Consider the following 25,073-nt stretch of genomic DNA (forward strand, 5'->3'; position numbering starts at 1 on the left):
CGCACAGTCTAGCCCGCCTTTTTGCTTAGCTCTGCCAGTTTCTGATCCAGCATGTTCAGAATATGGCGGCGGCTGATCACTCCCAGCACCTTGTTGCTGGCATCCACCACCGGGTAGATCTTCGGCTTGGCATTCAGCATCTGCTGGGCCAGGGTCAGCACGTCGTCACTAACAGATACCGTGAGAACGTCGGTCTGCATCAGGTCCTTTACTGTGGCGACCCGCTGGTTGTGATACACCACCTGCAGTGCGGCCTGCAGGCATTCGCGCTCACTGATCCAGCCCAGCAATGTTCCAGCCTCGTCGGTGACCGGGCTGCCCAGCATATCGTGCTTGATCAGGTTGCCCGAGGCCTCTACCACCGGCATTTCCGGGCGGATAGTGGCGTAACGGGTACACATCAGGTCTTTAATTGATACCGAATCCATAAGGCACCTCTTTGTCTGTCGGGTGTTGAGCCAGGCTGCCGTCAGGGCAGCAGATACCCTCTGATGAGTGCGGGAACCGTGCCAACTCTGCATACGCGTGACAATCCAGACCTTCCCCGCAGGCGCGACGCAAGAGCCGCGAGCAGCCAGCCCTAAACAAACCCCTGAAGCCTATTCATTTATTTGCGCTCGAAGATTGTGTACATTCGGAACTGCGTCACAATAAAGGCGCTACCAATAACAATCAGCCCGCCAGGAAGGCGAGGCGTTTTATGCAAGAGGGGAAGGGATGCCTAGCAGTCCGTATCCACATGGTTGCCCTGCCGGCACCAGAACGGGGAGCCGCAACGCCGTTGCGGATCATATTGGCTGTGTCTTTCTTGTGAGATTGCGAGGCTGATCCGCCATGGCCACCGTCATTCCCAGCCTCAGTACCATCCGCGGCATGACCAAGGGCGAGCGTCGTCTTGGGCAGCGGCTGGAAACGCTGCTGGAGGATGATTACACCGTCTGGTATGACACCCCGGTGGGGCGGAACCGACGATATCCCGATTACATCATTCTTCATCCCGGTCGAGGCTTGCTGTTTTTGGAGGTGAAGGATTGGAAGCTGGATACCCTCAAACAGATCACGCCCCGTGATGTGGAAATCTTCACCCCCGATGGCCTGAAGACCGTCACCAATCCCCTACAGCAAGCTCGCCAATGTGCGCTCACCGCCATCAAGAAACTGCAGCGCGATGAACACCTGCAGCAAACCTCCGCACAGCACAAAGGCAAGCTCTGTTTCCCGTGGGGCTATGGCGTGGTGTTCCCCAATATCACCCGCAAGCAATGGAATGAGGCCATCAGTGAAGAGCATCAGGAATTGGTCCTGCCGCCACACCGGCTAATCTGCCGGGATGAAATGACTGCCACCGCTAATCCGGAAATATTCCAGGAACAGCTCTGGGCCATGTTCGATTACACCTTCGGCGACAAGCTCAGCCTGCCGCAGATTGATCGCATCCGTTGGAACCTGTTTCCGGAAATCCGCATCAACGCGCCTCAGCAGGGGTTGTTTGATGAAGAGGGTGAGGCTGATGAAGAAAGCGAGCTAGTCAGCGTGCAAGGGCAGGTCAATAACACAGGCACTGGAGCCGTGGCAGAGAGCCAACCCGGCTACAACGCCATCCCCGATATCGTCCGCGTCATGGACCTGCAGCAGGAACAATTGGCCCGTAGCATGGGTGAGGGGCACCGGGTCATCCATGGGGTGGCCGGGTCCGGCAAGACGCTGATCCTCGGCTACCGCTGCCTGCACCTGGCCCAGGCCGTCACCAAGCCGATACTGGTGTTGTGCTTCAACATCACCCTGGCCGCCCGGCTGCGTAGCTTTATTGCCGAAAAGGGCATCGAAGAGAAAGTACAGGTGCATCACTTCCATGAATGGTGTGGCCGGCAACTACAAACCTACAATGTGGATCTGATCCCGGCCACGCCAGAGTTGCGGCCATGGGAACGGCAAGTGGAGACGGTGATTCAGGCCGTGGACAAGGATCAGATCCCCCGCGCTCAATACAGCGCGGTTATGATCGACGAAGGCCACGACTTCGAGCAGGACTGGCTGGCCCTGGTCGTGCAGATGATCGACCCGAACACCAATTCCCTGCTGCTGCTTTACGACGATGCTCAGTCCATCTACAAGAAGCGCAGTCTCAAATTCCCCCTGTCCAGCGCCGGCATACAGGCTCGTGGCCGTACCACCATTCTGAAACTGAATTACCGCAACACACGCGAGATCCTCAGCTACGCCTACGATTTCGCCAAGGACTTCCTACAAGCCCAGGACGCCGACGACGACCACATTCCCCTGATCGCCCCGGAAATGGCCGGCGCCAGCGGCCCGCCACCGGCGTTCCGGAAGTTCGACACCTTCAACGACGAAGCCCACTACATCGCCCGCTGCATCCGCAAATGGCACCAGAACGGCCAGCCGCTAAACAACATCGCGGTGATATACGGCTACAACTGGCAGGCCGAAACGCTGCAACGGGCCCTCAAACGGGAAAACCTTCCCCATGCCTGGCTGAAAGACAATGCCAGCAAAAAAGCCTACGACGCCAATGCCGAGCGCATCGCGCTACTGACCCGGCAAAGCAGCAAGGGGCTGGAGTTCGATACCGTGGTGCTGGCGGGGCTGGGGGGATTGAGGGATGACGAGGAGAATCTGGAAAACGAGGTGAGGCTGTTGTATGTGGGGATGACACGGGCTCGGCAGCAGTTGTTGTTGACGGGGAGTGGGGGGAATTGGTTTGTGGTGAGGTTTGGTGGGTAGTTGTTTGGGAGTGGATCACGGTTGGCTTTGCTGTTACGTGGGAAATGGGAGACCTGACCCCCAGTGTTCCGGTGGGTTATATGCACGATACGAGACCTGGCCCGGAGTTCGTTTGGGATTGGACCACGGTTGGGTTTGTTGTTTGGTGGGGAATGGGAGACCGGACCCTCAATGAATGTTTTTGAAGGAAAATGAATTATGGATAGAGGTAAGAGGCTCGGGTTGGGGATTGTCCTCATCTCAATACTGGTTTGTTTGTCTGGTGTTATCTTGAATAACCGCTGGAGTGAAGGTTGGTCATTGATGAAAGAGATTTCGAATTCTAATTTCTTTTTCATGGAATACAACTGCCATGAGGTAGTGACATCAAATTATAAATATGGTCGATATGTAGACTCAAAAAATAAGGAATGTGAATACTTTAGTATAGGCTTGGACACATTTGTAGTTTTTAACTTGATTACGATGTTCTATGGGCTTGCTATTTATATTGGGGTTATTAACGCTCCTTTTGGTAAAAAATCTGTCAATAATGAAGATCGATTTTCGAAATGAAAAGGGGTGTGGGGCGGATCTTTCATCGTGCGAAGAGATTTGCTCTTGTCTAGGCGCACGATGAAAGACCTGACACCAATGTTTCCTATGTTTCCCCCGGCGCTGTCCGGTTGTGGTGGGGCAGTTGTTGAGGAGAGGGATGAAGAAGATGGGTATGAGATTTAGTGTGGCTGTAGTGGGAAGTGGGAGACCTGACCCCGGACCCTAGGCTCTGTATTTTTTGGTTTTATAAAGATTGGGAAAAAAATGGAATTCAATACTTCAATAGACGAAATCTTTCTTGCTAGAAAAAAATTCATGATCGTTGGTTTGACTGGTCGGACTGGTTCTGGCTGTACCACAGCAGCAAAAATATTTGAGGAGAAAAAGGGTAGGCAATATTTTCCAGGTTTGGCTGATGTTGCGACAGAGGGTGCCCCGTTCTTCGAAGGTCTTGATTCAAGAAGGTATCAAATCCTTAGAGATTATGCTGAGAAGAACTGGAGCGGTTTTATCTCTATTAAAGTTTCTGATTTGATATCAGCATATATAATGAGAATGAGCAAATCCAAGGTTGTTGATTTTATTTATGGGGTAAGAAATAAGGACGAAATAAAGAAGGAAGATATCAAAAGGTGTGTTAATAAGGTTGTTGAAATTAGAAATTCTCTTATTCGGAAGCATCAACATATAATCGATATGCTTATTGATCCTGGGGTTGACTTGGATCTTAGCGAAATTAATGAGCGTAGATTTTTAATGGTCCTCCTAAGTGTCAGAAGGTTTACAAGAGATTTAAAAAAGCATTTAACGGGGATTGATGAAGGCCTTTATGTGGCGGCTTATCAAGGTGCTGGAAATTCTTTGAGGAAGGTGGGGGAGATTGATTTAGATTATAAAAGCAAAGATTTTAATAGGGATGCTATTTTTACTTTGCCAAATGCTATTAACCGAATCATCAAATGCCTAAGGGAATTGAAGGATAACTGTTATATAGTGATCGACGCAATTAGAAATCCATATGAGGCTAGATTTTTTAAAGATAGATATGCGGCTTTCTATCTTGTTTCTATAAATGCGCCGGATTCTGCAAGATCGAAATATTTACATGAAGTTCATAAGTTTGATCCTGATCAACTTAATGTTCTGGATCAAACAGAGTCAGGTAAAATTATTACTGATTCAGGTGTTCGTCAGCCCAATGAGTGGGGGGAGAAGCTTACTGTTACAGATGTTAGGAAATGCCTTCAGTTCTCCGATATTCACATTTACAACCCCCGTTCAGAGCTATCAAATACAAATGTGTTGAGGGCTCAAATATTTTGGTATTTTTCTCTCATGGTTCATCCTGGGCTTGTTTCGCCCACGTCGATCGAGCGAGTGATGCAGATCGCATTCACTGCTAAGCTGAACTCTGGTTGCATATCACGCCAAGTCGGGGCTGTTGTTACTGGTAATGACTATTCAATACGATCAGTAGGTTGGAATGATGTTCCTGCATCACAAGTCCCGTGTGCATTAAGAAGTGTAGAGGGTGCACTGTCCGGTTTTGATCCGGTTGTATACAGTGAATATGAAAGAAATAATGATAAGTTTCGAGATGTTCTTGAAAAAAGAAATAGGATTTTAATTAAAAACATTAAGGAAATGAAGGGGCGACCAGTTTCTTACTGTTTTAAAGATACTGAAAATACACTGCGCGGTGACAAGAACCAAGTTCATACGCGATCGCTTCATGCAGAAGAAAACGCCTTTCTTCAAATAACAAAGTATGGGGGGGCTTCAGTAATGGGAGGTAAACTTTTTTCAACAGCTAGCCCATGTGAGCTATGTTCCAAAAAAGCAATGCAGTTGGGAATCAAGGACATATATTTTATTGATCCATATCCAGGAATATCAAAAGACCATGTGCTCGCTAATGGTAGTGATAAACCCAATCTTGTTCAATTTTTCGGCGCTGTTGGAACGGGTTACCAAAGGCTCTATGAGCCACTTATGCCCTACAAGGATGAGCTGGACTACCTCTCAAATTCTGAGTAAAGGCACTGCAACACACGAATCACAACAACAATGCAGATCAGACCTCATCTGTTGGCCGTATATTACATGGGGCTGGGTCGGAGTGGAACACGAGGGTCAGGTCTTGTCCCGTGCCCTCAAAGGCAATAAAAGAGCCATAAACAGGACACTCATCAACCGGTAGGTCCCGACAAAGTAGCCGGAGTTGGAGTTCGATATTGTAGTGCTGGCGGGTTGAGGGATTGGAGGATGACGAGGAGAGTTTGGAGGGCGAGGCGAGGTTGTTGTATGGGGAGTGACGCGGGCGCGGCAGTAGTTGTTGGCGGGGCGAGGGTAAAAGAGGGATTTGTAAAATAGTTTGATTTTGAAATCTTTAATGATTGTTGTCTATAAAAAAGTCGGTTGACGTTTAATTTTTGTTGTCGAGGTTTTCCATGAACAAAAAATGGTTGCTCATTTTGGTGATGCTGCTATCTGGTTGTAGCAATTCCGATGAAATACAGGAAATGATCAGAGAATATAATGCAGAGTGTTTTGCAAGCGTTTCCTTGCAGTGCGTTAATCTAAAGTGGGATATAAGAATAGAGCAGTTAGATCGCCATATAAGTGAAATGAAAGAAAAAAGAGATTTTCTTGTGGGGCGAAGTGGAATCAATGAGTATCGAAAAAGATATTTGTATCTTTACAAAGAAAAATTCAATGCTCAGCTTGAAAGGCCTACATGGGTTGCAAGTCTTTTGATGTCAGATGATGATCCATACGAGTATAACTTTATCCCAAGAGCTGAGATGTTATTGAAATCATACCAGATATCTTCCGCTGCTGATGATTGGGATGAGATTAGAAATGAAATAAATAGCGAGCTACAGGTTGAAGAAACTAAGGTCAATGCAAGGGGGGCGTCAAAAGTAGTGTTTGAATCAAGTGATCTTTCTAGCATTAATCGTGTGGCTGCCTCTTCAAATGATGCCTATACCCAAAAAAACATTATTGAGCTTTTTCACTTCTACCAAGAACCATATTTTGAAAAAGGAGAATATGTTTATGCGGACTTGGATGCCCTGAATGGATTGAGTGCGGATGAAGTTATTGAAGTGTTAAGAGATCACTATGACAAGGTGGATTATATTTCACAGCATGAATAGCACGGTATTCAACAAACCAACCACAACAGGACACCCATCCATTCACTCATTGGCAGCCTTAATGCTCAATGAATAGGCGTCCGTGAACACGAGGGGCAGGTCTTGCCCCGTGCCCTCTTTGTCGTCTCTCGCCAAATCCCGCTTCGCGGGATCGCCATGCGAGCATGAGTTCCTACGGTTAGGTCTTGATGGTTTTGCGTGAAGCGTGATGCAGCCGCGAAGCGGCCCAAAAAGAAAAACCCCGGCGGATAAGCCGGGGTTTTTTGTTTCCAGTCCTGCCCTTGTGAGGCGGGGCCGGAAATTGGCATCCGGGCCTGAGGCCGGAGCGAGTCCGGCGTCAGGCGGCGGGTGTCAGGCTTTATACACGTTCAATGACGGTAGCGATACCCTGACCCAGGCCGATACACATGGTGGCGAGACCCAGTTGGCCATCTTTCCATTCCATGACGTTCAGCAGGGTGCCGGTGATACGCGCGCCGGAGCAACCCAGTGGGTGACCCAGGGCGATGGCGCCACCGTTCAGGTTCACTTTCTCTTCCATCTTGTCCAGCAGCTTCAGGTCTTTGGCCACCGGCAGTGACTGGGCAGCGAACGCTTCGTTCAGCTCCACGTAGTCAATGTCGTCGATGGTCAGGCCTGCGCGGGCCAGCGCCTTCTGGGTGGCCGGTACCGGACCGTAACCCATGATGGCGGCATCACAGCCGGCAACGGCCATGGAGCGGATCTTGGCGCGGGGCTTCAGGCCCAGGGCCTGGGCACGCTCGGCGCTCATGACCAGCATGGCGGACGCACCGTCAGACAGGGCAGAGGAGGTACCGGCAGTGACGGTACCGTTGGCCGGATCGAATACCGGACGCAGTTTCTGCATGTCTTCGATGCTGGCACCGGGACGGATCACTTCGTCGATTTCACACAGGACCTTGTTGCCTTCCTGATCATGACCTTCGATCGGCACGATCTCGTTCTTCCAGCGACCTTCCTGGGTAGCTTCCCAGGCCAGACGGTGGGAACGCACGCCGAACTCGTCCTGCTGCTCACGGCTGATGCCGTGCATCTTGCCCAGCATTTCGGCCGTCAGGCCCATCATGTTGGACGCCTTGGCGGCGACCTTGGACATTTCCGGGTTCAGGTCGATGCCGTGATCCATGGCGACGTGGCCCATGTGCTCAACACCACCGATCACGAAGGTGTCGCCGTTGCCGGTCATGATGGCCTGGGCAGCGGAGTGCAGGGCCTGCATGGAAGAACCACACAAACGGTTCACGGTCTGCGCAGCGCTGGTGCGCGGCAGGCCAGCCAGCATGGCGATGTTACGGGCGATGTTCATGCCCTGTTCTTTGGTCTGGTTTACACAGCCCCAGATCACATCTTCAGTCAGCTGGGTGTCCCAGTTGGGGTTACGCGCCATCAGCGCTTGTACCAGCTGGGCAGACAGTTTCTCGGCACGCACGTGACGGAACTGGCCATTACGGCTCTTGCCCATGGGAGTACGGACCGCGTCGACGATGACTACGTCATTCGGATTCAAGCTCATATCTATATCTCCAGTGTCCGTGGCTTAGGCGAAGAAAGACTCGCCCTTGGCGGCCATGTCTTTGAGCATCTGCGGTGCTTCGTAGATGCCACCCAGGTGCGCGTACTTGTCGCACAGCTCAACAAACGCTTTCGCGCCGATGCTGTCGATGTAGCGCAGCGGACCACCACGGAAGGGAGGGAAGCCGATGCCGTAGATCATGGCCATGTCGGCCTCGGCAGCGGAACCTACGATGTTGTCTTCCAGGCAGCGAACGGTTTCGGTGCACATCGGAATCATCATGCGGGCGATGATTTCCTCGGCGTCGAATTCCCGGGTCTCGGCCACGTGCGGCTTGATCAGTTCCCAGGTCTTCTCGTCGACAACCTTCTTCGGCTTGCCTTTCTTGTCGGTTTCGTAGCGGTAGAAGCCGACACCGTTCTTCTGGCCATAACGCTCGTTTTCGAACATTACCGTGGAGACATCCTTGAAGTCGTACTGCATACGCTCCGGGAAGCCTTCTGCCATCACCTGGGCAGCGTGTACGCCGGTGTCGATACCGACCACGTCCATCAGGTAGGCCGGGCCCATGGGCCAGCCAAACTTCTGCATGACTTTATCCACGGCTTCGAAGTCTGCACCGTCACGCATCAGCATGCCGAAGCCGCCGAAGTACGGGAACAGAACGCGGTTAACCAGGAACCCGGGGCAGTCGTTAACGACGATCGGGTTCTTGCCCATTTTCTGGGCGTAGGCCACCAGGCTCGCGACGGTTTCGTCAGAGGTCTTCTCACCACGGATCACTTCTACCAGCGGCATCATGTGTACCGGGTTGAAGAAGTGCATACCGGCGAAGTCCTGCGGACGCTCCAGCGCTTCAGCCAGCTTGGTGATGGAGATGGTGGAAGTGTTAGAGGCCAGAACGGTGCCTTCCTTCACTTTGCCTTCGGTTTCGGCCAGTACGGACTGCTTGATCTTCTGGTTCTCAACAACGGCTTCAACGATCACGTTGACGTCGTCAAAGTCGCCGTAGTTCAGGGTCGGACGGATGGCAGACAGGACTTTGCCCATCTTGGCGGCATCCATCTTGCCTTTGCTGACACGCTTGGCGAGCAACTTGGAGGCTTCGTTCATGCCCAGGTCCAGCGCCTTGTCGGCGATGTCCTTCATGATGATCGGGGTGCCTTTAAGGGCAGACTGGAAGGCGATACCGCCACCCATGATGCCGGCGCCCAGAACGGCGGCCTGGTTGATTTCACCAGCGCCTTTGGCGGTCTTGCCGTTCACTTTCTTCACAGCCTGATCAGCCAGGAACAGACCTACCAGCGCGGTGGCTTGCGGGGTCTTGGCGATCTTGGCGAAGCCTTTGGCTTCCACTTCCAGGGCTTGGTCGCGGTTCATGCCAGCAGCGGTCTGCATGGCTTTCACGGCGGCAACCGGAGCCGGGTAGTTCTTGCCAGCCTGACCCATGACCATGGCCATGCAGGTCTGGAAGGCCATCATGTTTTCCATGGGCGGCAGCTTCAGGGGCTCGAGCTTTTCCTGGCGCTTGGCGCGGAAGTCGATCTTGCCTTCCAGGCACTGCTTGACCAGCGCGATGGCAGCATCGTTCAGTTTGTCGTGAGCGACAACGGCATCGGCAACACCCACTTTCAGGGCCTTGTCGGCACGGTGCTGACCGCCAGCGGCGATCCACTCAACGGCGTTGTCCACGCCCACCAGACGCGGTAGACGCACGGTGCCGCCGAAGCCCGGGAACAGGCCCAGCTTCACTTCCGGCAGACCGACCTGGGCCTTCTCGCTCAGTACGCGGAAGTCCGCAGCCAGACACATTTCCAGGCCGCCACCCAGGGCGATGCCATTCACGGCAACCACTTTGGGAATGTCCAGATCTTCAAAGGCATTGAAGACCTTGTTGGATTTCAGACACCAGCCGGCGATTTCGTCTTCCGGCAGTTTGAACATGTCTGTGAATTCGGTGATGTCGGCGCCAACGATGAAAACCCCTTTGCCGGAGGTCACGATCAGGCCCTTGATGTCGTTGTTGCCTGCAATGGCGTCGACAGCCTTACCGAGATCTTCCACGGTTTCCTGGTTGAACTTGTTGACGGATTCGCCCTGAAGATCGAACTTCAGTTCGGCGATGCCGTCGTCAAGCAGTTGTACGCTTACGGCGTTGCCTTGATAGATCATAGCGTTTGCTCTCCAGTCCCAAAGTACGCGACACAATAGGCCGCTTTGGTAGTGCCTCTTCTGCCCCTGTTTACCGGTAAAGGTCCCCGCAAATGGGAGAGGCGACGCGATTCATGTGAGTGTTTGCTTACATAAATCAACGAACTTGTAGGCCCGCAAGTATAGGGAAGGTGAATGACTTTTTTAGCCCTAATTTGTGACTAATTAGTCGGGGTGCTTCCCGGCCTGCAGTGGTTGATGAAAAAAGCATCACTTGCTCCTTGTGATAGCGAGGAATGGCGGTGCGTTAGTGCCGTCTTGTCCCAACCATGGCAGACTGCGCCAAACATCATTCATGCCGCTCCCCCTCACCTGCAGGGGAAGGGAGGGGCGGTTCTCCCAGGTCTCCGAGCGCGTCCATGCCCATCGACAAACTTGCCTTGCCCAATATCACTCGCCGGCCGCAGTACACGCCGGACTGGCCGGATGTGCCGCCGCTGCTGGCGCGGATTCTGGCCGGGCGAGGGGTGGACGACCCGTCGCAGCTGGAGCTGGCGCTCAAGCGCCTGCCCCATCCGCAAGCCTTCAACGGGTTGCGTGGGGCCGTGGCGTTGCTGTTACAAGGGCGAACCGATAACTGGCGTATCTGTATTGTGGGCGACTACGACGCCGATGGCGCCACTGCCACCACCTTGATGGTGCGCGGGCTGCAGGCGCTGGGGTTTCCGCGTCCGGATTTTCTGGTGCCAGACCGGTTTGAATACGGCTATGGCCTGTCGCCGGCCATCGTGGAACTCGCCGAGCAGCAATTCCAGCCCGACCTGATCATCACCGTGGATAACGGCATTGCCAGTGTGGATGGCGTGGCCGCCGCCCGCGCCCGGGGCATGCGTGTGCTGATTACCGATCACCACCTGCCCGGCGACACACTGCCCGAGGCCGATGCCCTGGTGAACCCGCGCTTGCCCGGCTGTGAAGATTTCCCGGCGGCAAACCTGGCCGGGGTCGGGGTGGCCTTTTATCTATTGATGGATCTACAGCGTGCCCTGCGGGAGCAGGGCGTGCAGCCGCAGCCGCCGATCACCGACTTGCTGGATCTGGTGGCGCTGGGCACCGTGGCCGACGTGGTGGTGCTGGATGATGCCAACCGCGTGCTGGTGGAGCAGGGCCTGCGACGCATTCGTGCCGGCAAGGGCTGTGCAGGGATTCGGGCGCTGTTGCAGGTGGCCGGACGTGACCCCGGCCGGGTGCTGGCCGCCGACATGGGTTTTGCCGTGGGCCCGCGCCTGAATGCGGCGGGACGGCTATCGGACATGACCCACGGGATCGCCTGCCTGTTGGCCGAGACCGACGCTGAAGCCATGGAGATGGCCCAGGAGCTGGACACCATCAACCGCGAACGCCGCTCCATTGAGCAGGGCATGCGCGATGCGGCCATGGAAGAAGTGAGCCGACTGGATGCCGACAACCTGCCCGCGGGCCTGTGCCTGTACGGCAAGGAATGGCACGAAGGGGTGGTGGGGATTCTGGCCTCCCGCGTAAAAGAGGCGATTCATCGGCCCGTGATTGCCTTCGCCCCGGCTCAGCAGCAGGGCACGTTGAAGGGCTCTGGCCGGTCGATCCCCGGCCTGCATCTGCGTGATGCACTGGACGCGGTGGCCACCGCCAACCCCGGTTTGCTGAGCAAGTTCGGTGGCCATGCCATGGCGGCGGGGCTGTCGCTGGAGCGTGACCGGCTGGAGGATTTCAAGGTGGCGTTCGATAAGGCTGTGGCGGACTTGCTGTCTCCCAAAGCTCTGGAGCGGGTAGTGGAAACCGACGGGCCGCTGAGCGACCAGGACCTGACCCTGAGCAATGCGGAATTACTGAGCCACCGTTTCCCCTGGGGCCAGGGATTCCCGGCGCCGTGCTTTGACGGCGAGTTCGAGGTGTTGAAGCACCGCATCGTGGGGGAGCGCCACCTGAAACTGACCCTGGGCCTGCCCGGCGTGCGTGGCGTAATTGATGCCATCCATTTCAATGTGCCGGTGGAGGCCCTGCCGAGCCGAATCACCCGGGTGCGCGGTGTCTATCGACTGGAAGTGAATGAATTCCGTGGCCAGCGTAATCCGCAACTCTTGTTTGAGCACCTGATCCCGGTCTGACCCGCCGGGTTATTCCCCGCTGCCGTCGGTGGCGACCACAAAGCGATGCCGGCCGGTGCCCTTGGCGGTATACAGGGCCTCGTCGGCCATTCTCACCAGATCGCTGTGATGATTTTCCGGGGTGGGTGTCACGGTGGCGATGCCCACGGACAGGGTGACATGCTCGGCTGCCCGGGCTCGGGCATGGGGAATCTGCAGGGCATCCACGGCGGCAATCAGGCGGTGGGCAATGGCGCTTAGCCCCTCGGCGTCGGTGCCGGGGAACAGGGCGACGAACTCCTCGCCCCCATACCGGGCGATAAAATCCGATCCACGCAGGGCCTGGCTGCCCAGGGCGTTGGCGACCCGCAGTAGGCAATCGTCGCCAACCTGGTGCCCGTAGTAATCATTGAAAGCCTTGAAGTCGTCGATATCCATGAACATCAGGTTCACGGGCTTGCCTTCGCGCATGGCCAGCTTCCACTGCATGTCCAGCATCTCGTCGAAGTGGCGGCGATTGGGCAGCCCGGTCAGTTTGTCGCTGCGGGACGCCTGGGCCAGGGTTTCGGACAAGGTTTCCAGTTGCTCCTTCTCCTGCTCCAGCAGTTGCGATTGCAGGAACACCGTCCGTTCGCGACTGTCCTGGATAAACCCGAGCAAGTAACCGATCACCAGAGAGCCGCCGGCAAAATAGATCTGACGGTCCAGGTCCATGTTCAGGCCAAATAGCCAGGCCATCACCGGGGTGGTGACCAAGGTGGCAATCACCCAGGCGGCCGCCTGTTTCACAGGCAACCGGGCAATGGTGAACGCGGCGATGGTGATAAAGATAATGGCGTACTCAGAGACGCTTTTTTGCCTGGCACTGTCTGGTAGCGCCAGGCTGACAAAATGCATGGCCAGCAGAGTCACCGCTGCCGCCAGCCCGTTGAACTTGTTGATGTGAGGAGCAAGGCGAGGCAGGCGCAATACACAGACAGGCAACATGACCGCCACGAAAATGACCACATTAAGCTGGTTGATCAGCGTGTGGTATTCCCCGGCCATAAAGAAGCCAAGGACACAAAAGGCGGTAACGGTCAGGGCGACCCAGGGCCAGTAGGCACGCTGCATGGTTAGCGTCAGTGTTTGCGCCTGTTCGCGGTAGCGTGCTTCCAGGGGGGCGGGGAAGCGGGCGCGGGTGCCACGCGGGTCGTCCAGCAGTGCCCGCAACTGCGTCTTGTGTTGTTCGCCATGGGGATCGCGAGCAGAGTCCATTGCCGTGGCCACAGTGCCTGGGGCGGCGGTTTCGGGTGACACCGACGATCTACTCTGCGGAGGTTGAGACATGGCTTATTGTTGTCATTATCCGTTTAGGGCAAGGCATCTCTGGCCGCTATGGTATCAAACTACCATCACGGAGAGGGGTGACCGAAAAGATCAGAGTACGAGTGGCGGTATTTTCGGATGGCCGAGTGTAGGGCGTGCACAGCCGTGGGGGGAAAGGCGGCGCCGGGGTAATCGACACCGGCGCCAGGTTTTGCCGGGTTAATGAATTTCGATGCGTCGTTGGCCGTGGCCATGCTGCTCACGGCGGGGCAAGGTCAGGGTCAGGACACCGTTGTGGAAGACGGCTTCCATCTGTTCGCCATCGGCATCGGCGGGCAGTGACAGCATGCGCTGGAACTGGCCGTACCGGCGTTCGCTGTAGTGGTAGCCATCACGGTCGGATTCCTCAATGGCTTGTTTGTGGCCGGCAATCTGTAGCCGGTCGTTATCCAGAGTGACCGTGACCGCCTGTTTGTCCACACCGGGAAGCTCGGCGGTGATCAGGTAGTGATCGTCGCGCTCGAGAATATCCAGGTTGGGGCGGAAAGGAATGTTGGGTTCTGCCCGCGGGGCGGGGGTGGTCCATGCCATGTCGCCCAGCATTTGCTCAAACCAGTTATCGAATTCCCGTTCCCAGCGTAGCAGTGGGTGCCCGGGCTGGCGTTGGGGGAGCGGGCGTTCACGGCTGCTTTCCTGTCGCAGCCAGTTCCAGGGTGTCATCTTGTGCATATCCATCGCATAACCTCCTGTTGTGTCAGGGTGACACTATCTTTGTGAGGCATGAGTGGGGAGCTTTCAATGGTGTTTTGATGAAATTTTAACCGATTTCGCGGCCGGCCCCCTTGTATCCGACGGCCGGGGCTGTCACAGATAGATGGGAACACTTTCATGACCGATAAGGAGAGCTGTCATGTCCGATCATCATGTGTACAAGAAAGTGGAACTGGTAGGGTCCTCAAAAAAGAGCATCGAGGATGCGATTGAAAACGCCCTCTCCACTGCCAGCAAGAGCCTGGAACTTACCGAGTGGTTCGAGGTGACAGAAACCCGCGGGCATATCGTGGATGGCAAGGTGGGCCACTATCAGGTGTGCCTGAAAGTGGGCTTCCGGATCTCGGGATCCTGAGGAGAATCAGCTACGCGCTAAAAAAAACCGCACCCTTTCGGGTGCGGTTTTTTTAAGGCTTGAAGGGGGGCTCGCAGCTCAAGGCTCGCAGCTGCTTTTCGCCTTTATACCACTTCCAGCCCCAGCGAGCGCTGGCATACCCGTGCGGTACGGATGGTGTGCAGCTGCTTGGGCGACAGATCATCTGGCAGTTCCACGGTGCTGTGGTCCTGGTGGATCTTGATCGGGCCGATCAAGCGGCTGGGTAGCTTGGCTTCGTTGGCGATGGCGCCCACGATGTTGCCCGGCTTCACACCGTGGTCGTGACCGACCTGAATGCGGTAACGACGCATGGGCTTGTCGTTGCGACGCTTGGCGCCACGAGGGCCACCGCGGTCATCACGACCATTGGCGCGGCGTTCGCGACGCTCACGGGGTTCACGAGACTCGCGCGGTTCCTTCACGAACTTGGGTTCTTTCAGGATCAGCGGCTCGCGGTGGAACATGGCGGACGCCAGCGCCACAGCCATGTCTTCGCCGGCCAGGTCCATGCTGTCCATGAGCTGTTTCACCAGCGCACGGGTTTCGTCGATGTTGCCATCCTGCAGACGGGTGGCCAGCTGCTCCTGGAAGCCCGCGATACGCTTGGCGTTCAGGTCATCCACGGACGGCAACGCCATTTTCTCGATGCGCTGACGGGTCACACGCTCGATCTGGCGCAGCACGTGCTGCTCACGGCGGCTCACGAACAGAATCGCATCGCCTTCACGGCCGGCACGACCGGTACGGCCGATACGGTGCACGTAGGCTTCCGGGTCGCCGGGCATGTCGTAGTTGATCACGTGGGTGATGCGCGGCACGTCCAGACCCCGGGCGACCACATCGGTGGCGACCAGCAGATCGAAACGCTTGTCTTTCAGACGCTGTACGGTTTTTTCACGCTGCTGTTGCTGCATGTCGCCATTCAGGGCGTCGGCGCGCAGGTTGCGACGGTTGAGCTGTTCTGCCAGCTCCAGGGTTGCCTGCTTGGTGCGCACGAATACGATCACGGCATCGTGGTCTTCCGCTTCCAGAATACGGCTTAGGGCGTCCAGCTTGTTGAGGCCGGCCACCGGCCAGAAACGCTGGCGAATGGTGGTAGAGGTGGTCGCGGAACCGCTGTCGATCTGTACTTTTTGCGGGTTTTTCAGGTGCTGGTCAGCAACCTTGCGAATCACCGGCGGCATGGTGGCGGAGAACAGGGCCAGCTGGCAGTCAGACGGAGTGCGCTCGAGTACCCACTTCACGTCATCAATAAAGCCCATGCGCAGCATTTCGTCGGCTTCATCCAGCACCAGGGCTTTCAGGTGGTCCAGTTTCAGGGAGCCGCGTTCCATGTGATCCATGACGCGGCCGGGGGTGCCGACAATCACCTGGGCGCCGCCACGCAAGCCTTTCAGCTGGGTGCGGTATTCACCGCCACCGTAAATGGGCAGCACCTGCAGGCCTTTGATATCGGCAGCAAATTCTTCACAGGCAGTGGCGACCTGGATAGCCAGTTCGCGGGTGGGAGCCAGGATCAGCATCTGCGGTTCACGCAGGTTAGCGTCCAGGCGGGCAAGCAGGGGCAGGGCGAAGGCAGCGGTTTTACCGGTACCTGTCTGGGCCTGACCCAGCAAATCGTGGCCATCGAGCAACAGCGGGATGGCTTGCGCCTGAATCGGCGACGGCTCTTCGAAGCCCTGACGGGCGATCGCAGAGAGCAATACCTCGGGTAGGCCAAGACTGGCGAACCCGGCACGGGAATCTGACATGATTTACCTATGTATAGGAGGGATGGGCCGGGCACAGGCCGGCGAGGAGCGCGGATTGTACGCGCGTGGGGGTGAAATTGCACGATATTTCACCAGTTAAGCCCGTTGGCTTTGTCACCATGAGGGAGGGGATTGCCCCCAAGCCCTTGTCATCACTGGCCCCGGGCCGTCAGTCAGCCATTTCCGGGGACTGACAATAGTGCTCCAGTGCCACAATTTCGTCACACAAATCGGATACCAGGGTGCCGGTGTGCTCCCGGTCTGAGCCGGTTTTGAGCGCTTCCTCCAGGGCTTTCGCCGCCGCCTCCAGTCGTGGGGTGCCGCAGTATCGGGTGGCGCCGTGGAGTTTGTGGACTTTTTCCAGCAGGGCGTCGTCGTCTTCACTGTCGAAGGCAGCGGAAATGGCAGGCCTGTCGGTGTTCAGACTGGTGAGCAGCATTTCCAGCATTTCCCCTGCCAGCTCCTCACGGCCCCCTGCGCGGCGGTGGGCCAGCTGGGCATCGAACACAGGCCTGTTTTCGTCAGGTGCAGCCTCTGCGGTGGGGGCCAGATCGTCGTGGGTGGTTTTCAGTACCCATTTTTCCAGAGTGTGCCGCAGCTGGTTTTCGCTGATGGGCTTGCTCAGGTAGTCGTCAAGCCCGCTGTCCAGCAGTTCACGTCGCTCGCTTTCCAGTGCATGGGCTGTCAGAGCGACGATGGGCGTGTGACTCCCGGCAGTTTCCTGCTCGCGCAGTCGGGCGGTGGTGGTCTTGCCGTCCATGCCGGGCATCTGGATGTCCATGAACACCAGATCAAAAGATTCATCGCGGAACGCTTTCAGGGCGGCCTCACCACCGTCGCAGGCCGTCACCGTGGCGCCCAGTTCTTCCAGGAATACCTTCGCCAGTTTGAGATTGCCGGGATGGTCATCCACCACCATGACATTGACCGGGTAATCCAGCGGCTCGCAATGCCGGTCGTCCAGCAGTATCTGGCCGGTGTTCTCTCCATGGATGGCTAACATGGCATTCAGTAGCCGTTGTCGGGTGGCGGGTTTGCCCTGCACCTGACAATGGGGGTAGTCCTCCAGCCAACGGGAAACGGTTTCCGGGTTATTGCTCAGCGCCAACATGGGTTGGCCAAGTGCGGCCAGGTTATCGACGATCTGGCGTAAATTGGGTTCGTTGGCCACGGCGGGCAGGCCGACCACCAAAAAGTCGCTGCGGGTCAGTTCACCGCGGTCCACGGCGTCCATCATTGCATTCAGGTCGTGGTATTCGCGGATCGACATCTGCCAATGACTGAGCATGTGGTAGAGCCCGAGCCGACCGTATTCATCCGTTTCTACCAGGGTGACGGTGCGGCCTGTCAATTCCTGACTGAACAGGGCGGGACGTTGTTTAGGATCCCGCTCGGTGCGCAGCGTAAACCAGAAGGTGGAGCCGCTGCCCGGGGTGCTTTCAATGCCGATTTCGCCACCCATGCCTTCTACCAGCCGCTTGCTGATAGCAAGCCCAAGGCCGGTGCCACCTTCGTGGCGCTGGGCACTCTGATCTGCCTGGGTAAAGGCCTGGAACAGGCTTTTCTGGTCTTCCGGACTCAGGCCGTTGCCGGTATCGGTGACGGTGAGTTTGATTATGGCCTCGGCGCCGCGGTCTTCTTCGAGCATGGCGCGCACGACCACCGAGCCTTTTTCCGTGAACTTGATGGCGTTACTGACCAGGTTGGTCAGGACCTGGCGGATACGTTGGGCGTCTCCGAGCAGGTTCACTGGCACATCGGAATAAATGATCGCCGCCTGTTCCAGCCCCCGCTCCTGGGCCATGGGGGCCAGCATGGTTTGGACGTCTTCGATCAAGTCGTGCAGGTTGAGCGGGGTATGTTCCAGAGACAGTTTGCCGGCTTCGATTTTGGAGAAATCGAGAATGTCGTTAATGATCGCCAGCAGGGATTTGGCGCTTTTGTGAATGGTGTTGAGATAGTCCTGCTGGCGCGGGCTCATGCTGGATTTTTCCAGCAGCTTGGTGAACCCGAGGATGCCATTGAGTGGGGTGCGGATTTCGTGGCTCATGTTCGCCAGGAATTCCGATTTGATCTGGCTGGCTTTCAGGGCTTCTTTGCGGGCCATATCCAGTTCGATGTTCTGGATCTCGATGGTTTCCAGTGTTTCTCGAAGATCCTGGGTGGCCTGGTCAACGTTCTGTTGCAGTTCGGTCTGGGCATCGTCCAGGGCCAGTACCATCTGGCGCAGAGCGGTTTCCAGTTCGCCCAGTTCACCGGTGGCTCCGGTCTGAATGTGAGTGTCCAGATCGCCGTCGCGGATACGGCGCACTGCGGCACCCAGTTCGCCAAGGGGTTTGGTCAGCTGGCGGCTGAATCGCATTGCCGGGATCATGGCGAGCAGAATCACTGCGAGCATGATCAGAACCAGGGTGATCCCGCCTTCCAGAATTGCAATGTATTGACCGTCCCGGGAAAACTCTACCGTCAGGGTGGCGGCTACACCGGGCTGGATCTGACGACTGAGTTGCCAGCTGCTATCGGTGAGAGTGCGCAGCCCGGTAACCGTGGTTTGCTGTCGGGTGGCAGGGCGCAAGCGGGGGCCGGCATGAATGGGAGGCCGATCGTCAGCAAAGGTCAGCACGGCGGCGCGCACGTTTGGCTCTTCCAGGATACCGCGCAGCAGCCGTTCCTGACCGGCCCGATGGTTATCCGGCAGGCTTTCCAGACGCGCCGCAAAACTGTCGGTAATCAGCTGCTGGCGCTGTGCATTGGTGTCACGCAGTTCCAGTACATGGTTTACCAGCGCATAGCCACCCACCACCAGGGCTGCCAGCAGGGAAGGCAGAATGGCCATGTACATCAAGCGTGAGCGCAGACTGGGTGTACTCATGAATCCCCGGCATCCTTGTTTTTCTCCATTATGCCGAAGTTGCCGTTAACTGCCATGAATCCCGTCGCGTTGCCTGCGCCCGTGTTACCGCCTTTAACAGCCTGTTAGGGGCGGTCAGGGAGGCGGATGGACACCGGTACGCCACTCATAAAGGCCTGGTTGCTCAGCTTTTCGTAACTGCCCGGGCCGTTCGGCAGCAGCGCATTGATGTTCACGCCGGGGTAGCGGTTGGCCACCCGTAGCCCTGGCGTTTTCTGGTTTCCCCAGCCATGGGTCATGGCCACGACCCCAGGGCGCAGGCTGTCGTCACTGCGTGCCAATGCGGTCACCTCGCCATACTCATTGCTGACTTCCAGCGGGTCTCCGTCAGTGAGCCCCAAAGCTGCCATGTCCTGCGGATGCATGTGCAACGGGTTATGGTCGTGCTTGCCCCGTTTCAGTTTGGCCACGTTCTGGTACCAGCTGTTGTGCATGTAGTTGGTTCGCAAGTTGATCAGTCGGTAGTCCGGCGCCTGATCCTTGAGTGCCTGAAACTGTTCGCTGGCGAGGGCTATGGCGTCGGCAAACAAGGGGGGGCAACAATCCACCCGCTTGTCATCGGTCTGGACAAAATCCGTATAGAAACGACCAATGGACTGGGTATCCAGCACCACGGTGCCGGAGGGAGCGGCTTTAAGGCTATCCACGGAAAGCTGGTGGCGCGCCATCATGTGTTCCAGTCGGCCAAAGGGGTTGGGCTGGTCCAGCAAGGGAGCGTTCATGCCCATGTGTTGCAACAGGCGAGACAGTATCCACCACTCTTCCTTGCGTTGTCCGGCGGCAGGAACCACCGCATCGGTGTATTGCACATGGGGCTGATACTGCATGCCCAGCCCGCAAATGTTCAGGTCCGGGCGCTCCAGCATGTCGGCGGCGGGCAGCAGGTAGTGCGCGTATTCCCCGGTGGCATTGCGGAACAGGTCAATGACGATCAGCAGATCCAGTTTCTCCAGCGCGGCGCGCCAACGGGCTTCACCGCCGACGCTGAGCAGTGGGTTGCCGGCAATCACCACCAGTGCACGGACCGGGTTGTCATCATCGAGAATCATGTCCGGCAGCAGGTTGCCCGGCAGGGCGCCACGGATATGTCGCATCTCGCCGTAGCGGGTGGAGAAGAACAGCTTGTCCAGACGTGCCCGGCCGGCCTTGGCGGCCGGGTAAAACCCTTCGCTGTAAAAGTTGCCGGCAACCTTGTCCAGGTTGCCGGTGACAAAGCTGAGCATCTGTAACAGCCAGTAGCAGAGCGTGCCATGGCGTCCCATGTTGACGCCGGTAGACATGTGCACGGCGGCGCGTTCAGCGCCACTGAATTCCTCAGCCAATGATCGAATTTGCCCTGCATCGAGCCCGACCACTTCTGCCACCGCGTCGGCGGAGTAGGGCGCAATAAAGGCACGCAGTTCGGCCACATGATTGCCGTGCTGCGCCAGCACCGCTTCGTCGAAACGCCCCAGCGCATCGATTTCATGGAGCAGGGCCGCCATCAGATACAGGTCAGTGTCCGGCAAAATTTGCACCACCTCACCGGTTTTCGGGCTGGCGGATTCAATCTGGCGGGGGTTGATGTAATAGACGCTGGCACCACGCTGGCAGGCCGTGCGGATCTTGGCCATGGGGTCGGCGATGGAGATAAAACTCATGTGCGAGACTTTCGGGTTCTCGCCGAAAATCAGCAGGCAGTTGGTGTTCTCGATATCCGGCAGCGGGTGCAGGGTGCTGGTGCCAAACACGGCTTCACCGGCCGCAAACTTGTTCGAGCAATCCTGGGTGCCGGAGTTGAAAATGCGGCGGCTGCCAATACCCATGAAAAAGTCGCCAATTCCCTGGCTGCCCAGTGCATTGAAGGCAGTGGGGTTGCCGATATAGCCGGCGATGGCATCCGGGCCGTACTGATCCCGAATGGCATTGAGTTTGCTGCCGACCGCCGCGAGGCTGGAGTCCCAGTCTTGCGATTGCCACTGGCCTTCGCCGGGCTGGCGGGAGCCCAGGCGTTGCAATGGGGTGTCCAGTCGATCCGGGTCCTGGTGAATGGCCAGATAGTTCACCCCCTTGTGGCAGGCAAAGCCCTGGCTCACCGGGTGGGTCTTGTCCGGCTGCAGGCGCTGGATCGTATTATTGTCGACCTCGGCCAGCAGGCCACAGGACGGTTCGCAGACGCGGCAGAACGTAGATACAGTTTTCATGGCTCTCGTCTTCTGTCTCTCCCTTTCCTTGAGGCTGCCCGAAGGGGCGCCTGAGGGACATGACCAGAGCACTCAAGCAGTCGTTAATGGCGGTGTATCTGTCGTGTTTGGCTGGCCCGGCAGTGGTGGCTACTTCAATGCGGCCATGATCAGGGCAACCGCCTGCTGGCTGACCGCTTGCATGTCCTTCCGGTCCACGTAGACGCCATCAATGACCAGCCGGCACAAACCGTGAATGGTTGCCCAGCTGGCCTGGGCCACTCGTAACGGGTCAGTGGCAGCGGGCAGGCGACCTTGCACCAGGGCGCCGAGGCCTTCCGCGTAACGGCGAAAGCTGCGGTATGCCACCCGTTTGAGCTCATCGGTTGGGGTGCCGCTTTTCCAGATGGTACGGCCGAACATCAGTTCGTACTGTTCCGGGTTCTCGGTGGCGAATTCCAGATATTCGATCACGAAGTCCTGGATGTCGGGGTGGTCGCCTGCGCTTTCCAGTTGCCGTTCGATAATGCTGTCCAGTTCGGCGAAGGCCTGGGTGGCCAGAGCGCAGAGCAGGGCATTCTTGTCCCGGAAGTGGTGATAGGGAGCCGTTCGGGAGACCCCGGCACGCTCGGCCAGCTTGCGCAACGACAGACCCTCTACTCCTTGTTCATTGAGCAGGGCATTGGCTTCCTGAAGCAACGTATCGTGCAGGTCTCCGTGATGGTAGCGCTCGGCTTTCGGCATGGCGGTTTCCGGGTTGGCCGCAGGGCCATCGCGATTGGCCAGCGGGGAATCCTTGTTATCTTGACACCGTCAACATAACGCCCTAACTTGACGCTGTCCAGATACAAAATAGCCATCGTTGTTGCGCTTCGGAGAGCCATCATGACAGCCAAGCACTACCCGAACCTGCTCGCCCCCCTCGATCTGGGGCACACCCAACTCAAGAACCGGGTGATCATGGGGTCCATGCATACCGGTCTGGAAGACCGCTTCTGGCAATTCCCCAAGTTGGCGGCCTACTTCGCGGAGCGTGCCCGTGGGGGCGTTGGCCTGATCGTGACCGGCGGTTTTAACCCGAATAAAAAAGGCTGGTTCTATCCTTTTGCGGGGTTATTTAACAGCCGGCTGGACATTCGCAACCATCGCAAGGTGACCGACGCCGTGCACCAGGAAGGCGGCAAGATTGCCCTGCAGATCCTTCATGCAGGCCGTTATAGCTATCACCCGTTCTCTCGTTCTGCCTCGGCCATCAAGAGCCCGATCAACCCGTTCAAACCCAAGGCCATGTCCACCAAGGAAGTGGAGCAGACGGTCAAGGATTTTGCCCATACCGCCTGGCTGGCCAAGCAGGCCGGTTATGACGGTGTGGAAATCATGGGCTCTGAGGGGTACCTGATTAATCAGTTCACCGCCCCGCGCACCAATAAACGCACCGACAAGTACGGTGGCAGCGCCGAAAACCGTCGCCGTTTCCCGGTGGAAATTGTGCGCGAAGCCCGCAAGCGCTGTGGTGACGATTTCATCATCATGTTCCGTCTCTCCGTGATTGATCTGGTGCCGGAAGGCTGTACCCACGAAGAGGTGCTGGATCTGGCCCGTGAACTGGAAGCCGCTGGCGCCAATATTCTGAATTCCGGTATCGGCTGGCACGAAGCGAGGGTACCGACCATCGTCACCTCCGTTCCCCGTGCGGCTTTCGTTAAAGCCACCCGTCAGGTGAAAGATGTTGTCTCCATCCCGGTAGTTGCCTCCAACCGCATCAACGATCCGGATCTGGCAGAGGCTATTCTGGTCGATGGCGATGCTGATGCGGTGTCCATGGCGCGTCCGCTGCTGGCCGATGCCGAGTTCGTGAACAAGGCGGCCGAAGGCCGTGCCGACGAGATCAACACCTGCATCGCCTGTAACCAGGCATGCCTGGACCACACCTTTTCGCTGAAGCGGGCCTCCTGCCTGGTGAACCCGCGAGCCTGTCATGAAACCGAATTGCTGTATCTGAAAACCGCCGACCCGAAAAAAGTGGCGGTGGTGGGGGCTGGCCCTGCAGGGTTGTCCTGCGCGACCGTCGCTGCTGAACGTGGCCACAACGTCACTCTGTTCGATCAGTCAGCAGAGATTGGTGGCCAGTTCAATATGGCCAAGGTGATTCCCGGCAAAGAAGAATTCCACAACACCATTCGTTACTTCACCAAACGCATCGAGAGCACCGGGGTTAACCTGCAGCTCAACACCCGCGTGGAAATCGCCGACCTGGAAAAGCAGGGTTTTGACGAAATCGTCATCGCCACCGGTGTGACCCCGCGGACGCCCGGCATCCCCGGCGTCGACCATCCCAAAGTGCTTTCCTACGTGGATGTGCTGCGTGGCAAAGCCGAGGTCGGCGAAAAAGTGGCCGTGATCGGTGCTGGCGGTATCGGTTTTGATGTCTGCGAATTCCTGGCCGAAGCCCCCCGTGAAGGCGAGCAGCCGCTGCCCGAGTGGATGAAAGAGTGGGGCGTGGACATGGACAGCGACAGCCGTGGTGGCCTGGTAGAACCCGACGTGGAAAAACCCGTACGCCAGCTCACACTGCTGCAACGGAAAACCACCTCGCTGGGTAAAGACCTGGGCAAGACATCCGGCTGGGTACACCGCGCCACCCTCAAATCCCGCAACGTAGAGATGCTGGCAGGGTGCAGCTACGAAAAAATCGACGACGCCGGCCTGCACATCAAGATCGGTGAAGAAACCCGCGTCCTCGATGTAGACCACGTCATTCTCTGCGCTGGCCAGGAATCCCTGAAAGAGCTCTATCAGGACGGTAAAGACCACTTTCATCTGATCGGCGGTGCCGAACTGGCCGCAGAGTTGGACGCCAAGCGGGCTATACGTCAGGGGGCAGAGGTTGCAGCCAAGCTGTAATTTGCTACACGCGTCCCGCCGAATACCACGAAGCCCCGCATTGCGGGGCTTCGTGTTTGGGGGAACCGCGAAATTTCGTGAAGAACCGGGCGGCCATCTAGTCAGTACGCTGCGATTCCCCATCGATGATGACGTGGCTGTCGTTTGCTCCCGGGGTAGGCTGAAACGGTTGCTGCGTCTGGCGCGTATAGGTGGCGTAGGTAAAGCCTGCCTGACCCCGGGCAGTGAATCCCTGAAGGGTTCCTTTCGCCAGAATTCGGCGGGCCATGATGCCCCGTGAGGCGGGCAGCAAAAGGGCAAAACCAACCGCGTCGGTGATGAATCCGGGAGTAATGAGCAACGCACCGCCGAGCAACAACATGATGCCTTCGACCATTTCCTGGCCGGGCATTTCGCCTTGCTGCATCTTCTGGTTCAGCCGAACCCAGGTCTCCAGTCCCTGGCGGCGAAACAGATAGCTACCCAGCAGGGCGGTGACCACCGTGGCCACAATGGTCACTGGCCAGCCTATCAGGCCGGCGACCTGGGCCAGCACCACCACTTCCAGAAGGGCAAAACCAAAGATAAAGAAAAAAAGTCGACCAAAGCTCATGGGCTTTCCTGTCCAGTGTCAGTATTCAAAAGATGGTGATGGTAAGA

Annotated in this window: 17 protein-coding genes; 7 read left to right on the forward strand and 10 right to left on the reverse strand. The window is 57.0% G+C overall.

Features of this window, described 5'->3' with window-relative positions; all coding sequences use genetic code 11:
• Positions 1-8: 8 nt before the first annotated feature.
• Positions 9-428 carry a CBS domain-containing protein gene (locus D4A39_RS11645; RefSeq protein WP_022984368.1) on the reverse strand — a complete coding sequence of 140 codons (420 nt, stop codon included), beginning with the start codon at positions 426-428 and terminating at the stop codon, positions 9-11.
• A gap of 406 nt (positions 429-834) precedes the next feature.
• On the opposite strand from D4A39_RS11645, the gene D4A39_RS11650 reads away from it, so the two are divergent.
• The 4 genes from D4A39_RS11650 to D4A39_RS11665 all read left to right on the forward strand — a co-directional run bounded on the left by D4A39_RS11650 (position 835) and on the right by D4A39_RS11665 (position 6,443).
• A complete protein-coding gene (locus D4A39_RS11650; RefSeq protein ID WP_119918150.1) occupies positions 835-2,745 on the forward strand; it encodes a 3'-5' exonuclease in 1,911 nt (636 codons plus the stop codon).
• A gap of 198 nt (positions 2,746-2,943) precedes the next feature.
• Positions 2,944-3,300: a hypothetical protein gene (locus tag D4A39_RS11655; RefSeq protein ID WP_119918151.1), complete on the forward strand. Its 357-nt coding sequence runs from the start codon at positions 2,944-2,946 to the stop codon at positions 3,298-3,300.
• A gap of 246 nt (positions 3,301-3,546) precedes the next feature.
• A complete protein-coding gene (locus D4A39_RS11660; protein WP_119918152.1) occupies positions 3,547-5,319 on the forward strand; it encodes an anti-phage dCTP deaminase in 1,773 nt (590 codons plus the stop codon).
• 413 nt (positions 5,320-5,732) lie between these two features.
• Positions 5,733-6,443 carry a hypothetical protein gene (locus tag D4A39_RS11665; RefSeq protein WP_119918153.1) on the forward strand — a complete coding sequence of 237 codons (711 nt, stop codon included), beginning with the start codon at positions 5,733-5,735 and terminating at the stop codon, positions 6,441-6,443.
• Positions 6,444-6,801: 358 nt separating this feature from the next.
• Here D4A39_RS11665 and fadA read toward each other — a convergent pair whose 3' ends face one another.
• The gene (fadA, locus tag D4A39_RS11670) at positions 6,802-7,977 is read right to left on the reverse strand and encodes an acetyl-CoA C-acyltransferase FadA (protein WP_119918154.1); all 1,176 of its coding nucleotides are present in this window, start codon (positions 7,975-7,977) and stop codon (positions 6,802-6,804) included.
• A 24-nt stretch (positions 7,978-8,001) separates the two neighbouring features.
• Positions 8,002-10,149, reverse strand: coding sequence for a fatty acid oxidation complex subunit alpha FadB (gene fadB, locus D4A39_RS11675; protein WP_022986185.1), 2,148 nt, complete (start codon positions 10,147-10,149; stop codon positions 8,002-8,004).
• Between the two features lie 398 nt (positions 10,150-10,547).
• Between fadB and recJ the strand changes: the two genes are divergently transcribed.
• Entirely contained in the window at positions 10,548-12,272 is a 1,725-nt protein-coding gene (gene recJ, locus D4A39_RS11680) for a single-stranded-DNA-specific exonuclease RecJ (RefSeq protein WP_119918155.1), read from the forward strand.
• Between the two features lie 9 nt (positions 12,273-12,281).
• On the opposite strand, the gene D4A39_RS11685 is transcribed toward recJ, so the two are convergent.
• Both D4A39_RS11685 and D4A39_RS11690 read right to left on the reverse strand, forming a co-directional pair.
• On the reverse strand, positions 12,282-13,508 hold the full coding sequence (locus tag D4A39_RS11685) for a GGDEF domain-containing protein (protein WP_022986187.1): 1,227 nt from the start codon (positions 13,506-13,508) through the stop codon (positions 12,282-12,284).
• 270 nt (positions 13,509-13,778) lie between these two features.
• Positions 13,779-14,294, reverse strand: coding sequence for an Hsp20/alpha crystallin family protein (locus D4A39_RS11690; RefSeq protein WP_022986188.1), 516 nt, complete (start codon positions 14,292-14,294; stop codon positions 13,779-13,781).
• A 175-nt stretch (positions 14,295-14,469) separates the two neighbouring features.
• On the opposite strand from D4A39_RS11690, the gene D4A39_RS11695 reads away from it, so the two are divergent.
• Positions 14,470-14,685 (forward strand): dodecin, encoded by a 216-nt coding sequence (locus D4A39_RS11695; RefSeq protein ID WP_022986189.1) that lies wholly within the window; start codon positions 14,470-14,472, stop codon positions 14,683-14,685.
• A gap of 104 nt (positions 14,686-14,789) precedes the next feature.
• Here the strand turns inward: D4A39_RS11695 and D4A39_RS11700 are convergent, their stop codons facing one another.
• From D4A39_RS11700 to D4A39_RS11715, 4 genes are all read right to left on the reverse strand, one after another.
• Positions 14,790-16,457: a DEAD/DEAH box helicase gene (locus D4A39_RS11700; protein ID WP_022986190.1), complete on the reverse strand. Its 1,668-nt coding sequence runs from the start codon at positions 16,455-16,457 to the stop codon at positions 14,790-14,792.
• 169 nt (positions 16,458-16,626) lie between these two features.
• A complete protein-coding gene (locus D4A39_RS11705) occupies positions 16,627-19,329 on the reverse strand; it encodes a response regulator (protein WP_119918156.1) in 2,703 nt (900 codons plus the stop codon).
• Between the two features lie 104 nt (positions 19,330-19,433).
• Complete coding sequence (locus D4A39_RS11710) at positions 19,434-21,551, reverse strand: molybdopterin-containing oxidoreductase family protein (RefSeq protein WP_119918157.1); 2,118 nt, start codon at positions 21,549-21,551, stop codon at positions 19,434-19,436.
• A gap of 129 nt (positions 21,552-21,680) precedes the next feature.
• Positions 21,681-22,274 (reverse strand): TetR/AcrR family transcriptional regulator, encoded by a 594-nt coding sequence (locus D4A39_RS11715; RefSeq protein ID WP_022986193.1) that lies wholly within the window; start codon positions 22,272-22,274, stop codon positions 21,681-21,683.
• A gap of 141 nt (positions 22,275-22,415) precedes the next feature.
• On the opposite strand from D4A39_RS11715, the gene D4A39_RS11720 reads away from it, so the two are divergent.
• On the forward strand, positions 22,416-24,434 hold the full coding sequence (locus tag D4A39_RS11720; RefSeq protein ID WP_022986194.1) for an NADPH-dependent 2,4-dienoyl-CoA reductase: 2,019 nt from the start codon (positions 22,416-22,418) through the stop codon (positions 24,432-24,434).
• Between the two features lie 97 nt (positions 24,435-24,531).
• On the opposite strand, the gene D4A39_RS11725 is transcribed toward D4A39_RS11720, so the two are convergent.
• Positions 24,532-25,026: an FxsA family protein gene (locus D4A39_RS11725; RefSeq protein ID WP_022986195.1), complete on the reverse strand. Its 495-nt coding sequence runs from the start codon at positions 25,024-25,026 to the stop codon at positions 24,532-24,534.
• Between the last annotated feature and the right edge of the window lie 47 nt (positions 25,027-25,073).

The organism is Alcanivorax profundi, assembly GCF_003597125.1.
Classification (GTDB): Bacteria; Pseudomonadota; Gammaproteobacteria; order Pseudomonadales; family Alcanivoracaceae; genus Alcanivorax; species Alcanivorax profundi.

Bases quoted from the DNA above. Each gene is read 5' to 3' on its own strand.
- fadB (WP_022986185.1), bottom strand. From the start codon at position 10,149: ATGATCTATCAAGGCAACGCCGTAAGCGTACAACTGCTTGACGACGGC.
- D4A39_RS11665 (WP_119918153.1), top strand. From the start codon at position 5,733: ATGAACAAAAAATGGTTGCTCATTTTGGTGATGCTGCTATCTGGTTGT.
- D4A39_RS11660 (WP_119918152.1), top strand. From the start codon at position 3,547: ATGGAATTCAATACTTCAATAGACGAAATCTTTCTTGCTAGAAAAAAA.
- D4A39_RS11720 (WP_022986194.1), top strand. From the start codon at position 22,416: ATGACAGCCAAGCACTACCCGAACCTGCTCGCCCCCCTCGATCTGGGG.
- D4A39_RS11710 (WP_119918157.1), bottom strand. From the start codon at position 21,551: ATGAAAACTGTATCTACGTTCTGCCGCGTCTGCGAACCGTCCTGTGGC.
- D4A39_RS11655 (WP_119918151.1), top strand. From the start codon at position 2,944: ATGGATAGAGGTAAGAGGCTCGGGTTGGGGATTGTCCTCATCTCAATA.
- D4A39_RS11695 (WP_022986189.1), top strand. From the start codon at position 14,470: ATGTCCGATCATCATGTGTACAAGAAAGTGGAACTGGTAGGGTCCTCA.
- D4A39_RS11650 (WP_119918150.1), top strand. From the start codon at position 835: ATGGCCACCGTCATTCCCAGCCTCAGTACCATCCGCGGCATGACCAAG.
- D4A39_RS11705 (WP_119918156.1), bottom strand. From the start codon at position 19,329: ATGAGTACACCCAGTCTGCGCTCACGCTTGATGTACATGGCCATTCTG.
- D4A39_RS11725 (WP_022986195.1), bottom strand. From the start codon at position 25,026: ATGAGCTTTGGTCGACTTTTTTTCTTTATCTTTGGTTTTGCCCTTCTG.
- D4A39_RS11700 (WP_022986190.1), bottom strand. From the start codon at position 16,457: ATGTCAGATTCCCGTGCCGGGTTCGCCAGTCTTGGCCTACCCGAGGTA.
- D4A39_RS11690 (WP_022986188.1), bottom strand. From the start codon at position 14,294: ATGGATATGCACAAGATGACACCCTGGAACTGGCTGCGACAGGAAAGC.
- D4A39_RS11645 (WP_022984368.1), bottom strand. From the start codon at position 428: ATGGATTCGGTATCAATTAAAGACCTGATGTGTACCCGTTACGCCACT.
- D4A39_RS11715 (WP_022986193.1), bottom strand. From the start codon at position 22,274: ATGCCGAAAGCCGAGCGCTACCATCACGGAGACCTGCACGATACGTTG.
- fadA (WP_119918154.1), bottom strand. From the start codon at position 7,977: ATGAGCTTGAATCCGAATGACGTAGTCATCGTCGACGCGGTCCGTACT.
- recJ (WP_119918155.1), top strand. From the start codon at position 10,548: ATGCCCATCGACAAACTTGCCTTGCCCAATATCACTCGCCGGCCGCAG.
- D4A39_RS11685 (WP_022986187.1), bottom strand. From the start codon at position 13,508: ATGGACTCTGCTCGCGATCCCCATGGCGAACAACACAAGACGCAGTTG.